Raw genomic sequence first — 4,862 nt, 5'->3', positions numbered from 1 at the left:
AAAATTAGCGCTCTTCCAGCGCAAAGACTTCAAAACCAGCCTCGGTGACGCGCCAGCGTACGTTAAAATCGAGCAACAGGACGGCGTATGTTTTGCCTGCCTCTTCCTCTTTTCTGTAGGCGGGTCGCGGATCTTGCGCCAGAACGTCGACAATAAAATCCTTCAGACGAGGGTAACGCTTTTCCAGATGCAGGAGCTGTGCGCAGACCGCTGCCGTGAATCCAACGGGCATATCTGCCGTTGGGGCCTGCTGGGCATAGCTCGCGCGAGCGTCGGGCAGCGCTTCGGCAAAGGGCAGATAGGGTTTGATATCCACCACGGGCGTGCCGTCGACCAGATCCAGACTGCCTAACTGCAGAATCACCTGATCCTTCTGGCAGCGAATGCCTTGTAGCTCAACGAGCGACATGCCTACAGGATTTGGGCGGAAGGTCGAACGTGTGGCAAACACCCCCATTCTGGCATTCCCGCCCAGTCGGGGAGGGCGTACCGTCGGGCGCCAGCCACCTTCCATCGTTTGATGAAAGATAAACAGCACCCACAGATGGCTGAATGCCTCCAGGCCACGCACCGCATCGGCCTGGTTATAAGGGGCAATTAAGTGAAGTTCGCCGCCGCAGCTTTTGACCAGACCAGGCTGGCGCGGCACGGCAAACTTCTCTTTATAAGGCGAGCGGATAACACCTATCTGCTCAAACTGAAATGCACTCATTTAGCCGTGACGTTAAGGGCGTTGCCCATACACACAGCCTGACGATAGCAGCCTGGCGTACCGCTGGTAACTTCACAGCTGTGCAGCAAGACGGCGTTGGCTTTCATTTTGGCGGCATTAATCTGCAGGCGTTTACGCGCCGTTGGGATGTTTGGCGGAGAGTCCTGATTGCTGGCCTGGCAGGATTCACCGGTGACTTCACCCAGATCGCGGAATGGCTTGCCAATCAGATCTTCAGCTTTGGTGTAAATTCTTACCGGCGCAGGACGCGGCGGTTTTGGTTTAGCTGGCTCCACCTTCGGTGGGGTTGCAGTGCTTTTAACAGGTTCAACAGGAGATCTGCTTAGCATTGAACAGCCGCTCAGCATGAGTGCTAAAAGACAGATCGGTAAAGCACGCATAATATTTCCTCAATGAATAATCAAATCGTCAGTTATTGAATCAGTTGCCTGCATAAATGACAAGACGGGCTTTCGCCCGTCTTGAATGATATTACAGAAAGGTCAGATTACCAGCCTTTAACAGCGCCGCCGTTAAACACTTTGTTGGCTTCCTGGTAAACCTCTTCAGACTGGTATGCCTGAACGAATTTTTTCACGTTTTCCGCGTCTTTGTTATCTTCGCGGCTCACGATCAGGTTAACGTACGGGGAGTCTTTGTCTTCAACAAAGATGCCGTCTTTTGCTGGTGTCAGGCCAATCTGGCTGGCGTAAGTGGTGTTGATCACGGCCAGCGCAATCTGCGCATCGTCCAGAGAGCGTGGCAGCTGTGGTGCTTCCAGCTCAACCAGCTTCAGGTTTTTCGGGTTTTCAGTCACATCCAGCACGGTTGGCAGCAAGCCCACGCCATCTTTAAGTTTGATCAGACCCACTTTCTGCAGTAGCAGCAGGGAACGGCCCAGGTTGGTGGGGTCGTTAGGAATCGCGACCTGAGAACCCGGCTGCAGCTCTTCCAGAGATTTGATTTTTTTAGAGTAGCCAGCAATTGGGTAAACGAAGGTGTTCGCTACGGCAACCAGTTTGTAGCCACGATCTTTAATCTGCTGATCCAGATATGGTTTGTGCTGGAAGGCGTTAGCGTCGATGTCGCCTTTGCTCAGCGCTTCGTTCGGCAGAACGTAGTCGTTAAAGGTTACCAGCTCAACGTCCAGGCCATACTTCTCTTTTGCGACTTTCTGCGCAACTTCTGCAACCTGCTGTTCAGCGCCAACAATGACGCCCACTTTGATATGGTTTGGATCTTTTTCATCCTGACCGCAACCCACCAGAGCCAGGGAGCCGATCAGTGCGCCTACCGCAGCAAAGGTCTTCAATTTAAACGTCATGTTATATCCTTAATTCGTCGAGTTTGCGTTGTGTAACGTTATTTGTGAGTAACAGCCCGGACGATGCGATCGCCAGAGAATTGAATGAGATAAACCAGCACAACCAGCAATACCAGAACGGTGTTCATTACGGTAGCGTTATAACCAATATAACCATATTGATAGCCGATCTGACCCAGACCGCCCGCCCCGACAGCACCGCCCATGGCGGAGTACCCGACCAGCGTGATAAGGGTAATCGTTGCCGCATTCACCAGACCTGGCAGCGCTTCGGGCAACAGCACTTTGCGTACGATCTGCATTGGCGTCGCGCCCATGGCACGAGATGCTTCGATCAGACCGGTTGGAATTTCGAGCAGAGCATTCTCAACCATACGCGCGATAAACGGCGCGGCGCCCACGGTCAGCGGCACGATGGCAGCCTGCAGACCAATCGATGTTCCCACGATGACACGAGTAAATGGAATCATCCACACCAGCAGGATAATAAAAGGAATCGAACGGAAGATGTTTACCAGCGCAGAGAGCGTGCGATAAAGCTTCGCGTTTTCGATAATTTGCCCTGGACGCGTGACGTACAGCAGCACGCCAACCGGCAGGCCAATCACAAAACCAAAGAATCCTGATACGAAGGTCATTGCCAGCGTTTCCCAAACGCCGCGAACCAGCAGCCACATCATCGGCTCAGACATAACCCAGTACCTCTACTTTTACATGGTGTTCCTGCAGCCAGGCAATTGCGGCTTGCGTCTCTTCTTGTGTTCCGTGCATTTCCGTCAGCATGATGCCGAACTTCACGCCACCGGCGTAATCCATCTGAGCGCTAATAATGTTGTTATTCACATTAAAGCGACGTGCGGTTTCGGAAAGCAGAGGGGCGTCAACGGACTGACCGGTGAATTCCATGCGCAGCATTGGAACGCTGTCAGGAGCTGATTCCACTTTTAAACGCGCCAGATAATCTTCCGGAATATCCAGGTGCAGAGTGGATTGAATGAACTGCTGGGCAAGGGGCGTTTTCGGATGCGAGAACACTTCGCTGACGGTGTCCTGCTCGATCAGTTCACCGTTGCTGATTACCGCAACGCAGTCGCAAATGCGCTTAACGACATCCATCTCATGAGTAATAAGAAGGATGGTCAGCCCGAGGCGACGGTTAATGTCTTTCAATAATTCCAGAATAGAGCGAGTGGTTGCCGGATCCAGTGCGCTGGTGGCTTCGTCGCAGAGCAGCACTTTAGGGTTGCTTGCCAGCGCACGGGCAATCGCCACGCGCTGTTTCTGGCCACCGGACAGATTAGCCGGGTAGCTGTCATGCTTATCAGACAGGCCAACCAACTCCAGCAGCTCGGTTACCCGGCGCTTCACCTCTTCTTTTGGCGTGTTGTCCAGCTCCAGCGGAAGCGCAACGTTACCAAAAACAGTGCGTGATGCCAGCAGGTTAAAGTGCTGGAAGATCATGCCTATCTGACGACGGGCCTGAGTTAATTCTTTTTCGGAAAGTTTAGTCAGCTCCTGGCCGCCAACCTGGACGCTACCTTCGGTCGGACGCTCGAGCAGGTTAACGCAACGGATGAGCGTACTTTTACCGGCACCCGATGCGCCAATGACGCCATAAATCTGTCCAGCCGGAACATGCAGGCTGACATTGTTCAGCGCCTGAATGGTTCGGGTTCCTTGCTGGAACACTTTGGTGATATTGGAAAGTTTAATCATTAGATTATTTTTATCGTATGTAAGTTAGCCGTGGCATTTTGTTCTGCCAGATACGGGGTTCAACCGTAAACAAAATGGATGTTAAGGCATCCAGACGTCTAAATCAATCCAACTGTGCGCGATGAGCACTTTCTTGCGCGGTGAAACATGAGATAATAGCGGCACATGCCTTTTTCAGGAGCAAACCCGTGGCAAAATCAGTACCCGCAATTTTTCTCGATCGTGACGGCACCATTAATGTCGATCACGGTTATGTGCATGAGATTGATGAGTTCGAATTCATCGACGGCGTTATTGATGCCATGCGCGAACTTAAAGCGATGGGGTATGCGCTGGTGGTGGTGACCAATCAGTCGGGGATCGCCCGGGGTAAATTTACCGAAGCGCAATTCGAAACGCTGACCGAGTGGATGGACTGGTCACTGGCCGATCGGGATGTCGAGCTGGACGGTATCTATTATTGTCCGCATCACCCGCAAGGGACCGTCGAAGAATACCGCCAGACATGTGATTGCCGTAAACCTCATCCTGGGATGTTTATCTCTGCGCAGGAATTCCTGCACATTGATATGGCCTCTTCTTATATGGTGGGCGACAAACTGGAAGATATGCAGGCGGCAACAGCAGCAGGCGTGGGCACTAAAGTATTAGTTCGCACCGGTAAGCCGGTTACCTCAGAAGCTGAAAGCGCGGCAGATCTGGTACTGAATAGCCTTGCAGACCTGCCAAAAGCGCTCAAAATGCAGCAAAAATAGGCGTCACGTTGAAAAAATGAGCGGTTGAAATAAAAATGTATTTTTCCGCTTGTCATTCCTCGGAAGCTCCCTATAATGCGCCTCCATCGACACGGCAGATGTGAATCACTTCACACAAACAGCCGGTTCGGTTGAAGAGAAAAAATCCTGAATTTCAGGGTTGACTCTGAAAGAGGAAAGCGTAATATACGCCACCTCGCAACGGTGAGCGAAAGCCGCGTTGCACTGCTCTTTAACAATTTATCAGACAATCTGTGTGGGCACTCAAAGTGACATGGATTCTAAACGTCGCAAGACGCTAAATGAATACCAAAGTCTCTGAGTGAACATACGTAATTCATTACGAAGTTTAATT

At 51.7% G+C, this 4,862-nt stretch carries 6 protein-coding genes; 1 reads left to right on the top strand and 5 read right to left on the bottom strand.

The annotated features are described in order from the left end of the window. Nucleotides 1-4 precede the first annotated feature (4 nt). From tsaA to metN, 5 genes are all read right to left on the bottom strand, one after another. Nucleotides 5-712: a tRNA (N6-threonylcarbamoyladenosine(37)-N6)-methyltransferase TrmO gene (gene tsaA, locus ETG88_RS21965; RefSeq protein ID WP_129036410.1), complete on the bottom strand. Its 708-nt coding sequence runs from the start codon at nucleotides 710-712 to the stop codon at nucleotides 5-7. Then, the gene (gene rcsF, locus ETG88_RS21960; protein ID WP_100777536.1) at nucleotides 709-1,113 is read right to left on the bottom strand and encodes an Rcs stress response system protein RcsF; all 405 of its coding nucleotides are present in this window, start codon (nucleotides 1,111-1,113) and stop codon (nucleotides 709-711) included. The genes tsaA and rcsF overlap by 4 nt, the downstream gene beginning before the upstream one ends. A gap of 107 nt (nucleotides 1,114-1,220) precedes the next feature. Further along, nucleotides 1,221-2,036 (bottom strand): methionine ABC transporter substrate-binding lipoprotein MetQ, encoded by an 816-nt coding sequence (gene metQ, locus ETG88_RS21955; protein WP_100777535.1) that lies wholly within the window; start codon nucleotides 2,034-2,036, stop codon nucleotides 1,221-1,223. A gap of 38 nt (nucleotides 2,037-2,074) precedes the next feature. Then, nucleotides 2,075-2,728 carry a methionine ABC transporter permease MetI gene (locus ETG88_RS21950; protein ID WP_003856130.1) on the bottom strand — a complete coding sequence of 218 codons (654 nt, stop codon included), beginning with the start codon at nucleotides 2,726-2,728 and terminating at the stop codon, nucleotides 2,075-2,077. Beyond that, a complete protein-coding gene (metN, locus tag ETG88_RS21945; RefSeq protein ID WP_123429449.1) occupies nucleotides 2,721-3,752 on the bottom strand; it encodes a methionine ABC transporter ATP-binding protein MetN in 1,032 nt (343 codons plus the stop codon). Before metN ends, ETG88_RS21950 begins: the two co-directional genes overlap by 8 nt. Nucleotides 3,753-3,940: 188 nt before the next feature. Here metN and gmhB point away from each other — a divergent pair, with 188 nt between their 5' ends. Next, nucleotides 3,941-4,507, top strand: coding sequence for a D-glycero-beta-D-manno-heptose 1,7-bisphosphate 7-phosphatase (gmhB, locus tag ETG88_RS21940; RefSeq protein WP_129036409.1), 567 nt, complete (start codon nucleotides 3,941-3,943; stop codon nucleotides 4,505-4,507). Nucleotides 4,508-4,862: the final 355 nt, after the last annotated feature.

It is taken from the genome of Lelliottia nimipressuralis (assembly GCF_004115925.1).
Classification (GTDB): Bacteria; Pseudomonadota; Gammaproteobacteria; order Enterobacterales; family Enterobacteriaceae; genus Enterobacter; species Enterobacter nimipressuralis.
This window is presented reverse-complemented; position numbering and strand designations above follow the sequence as displayed.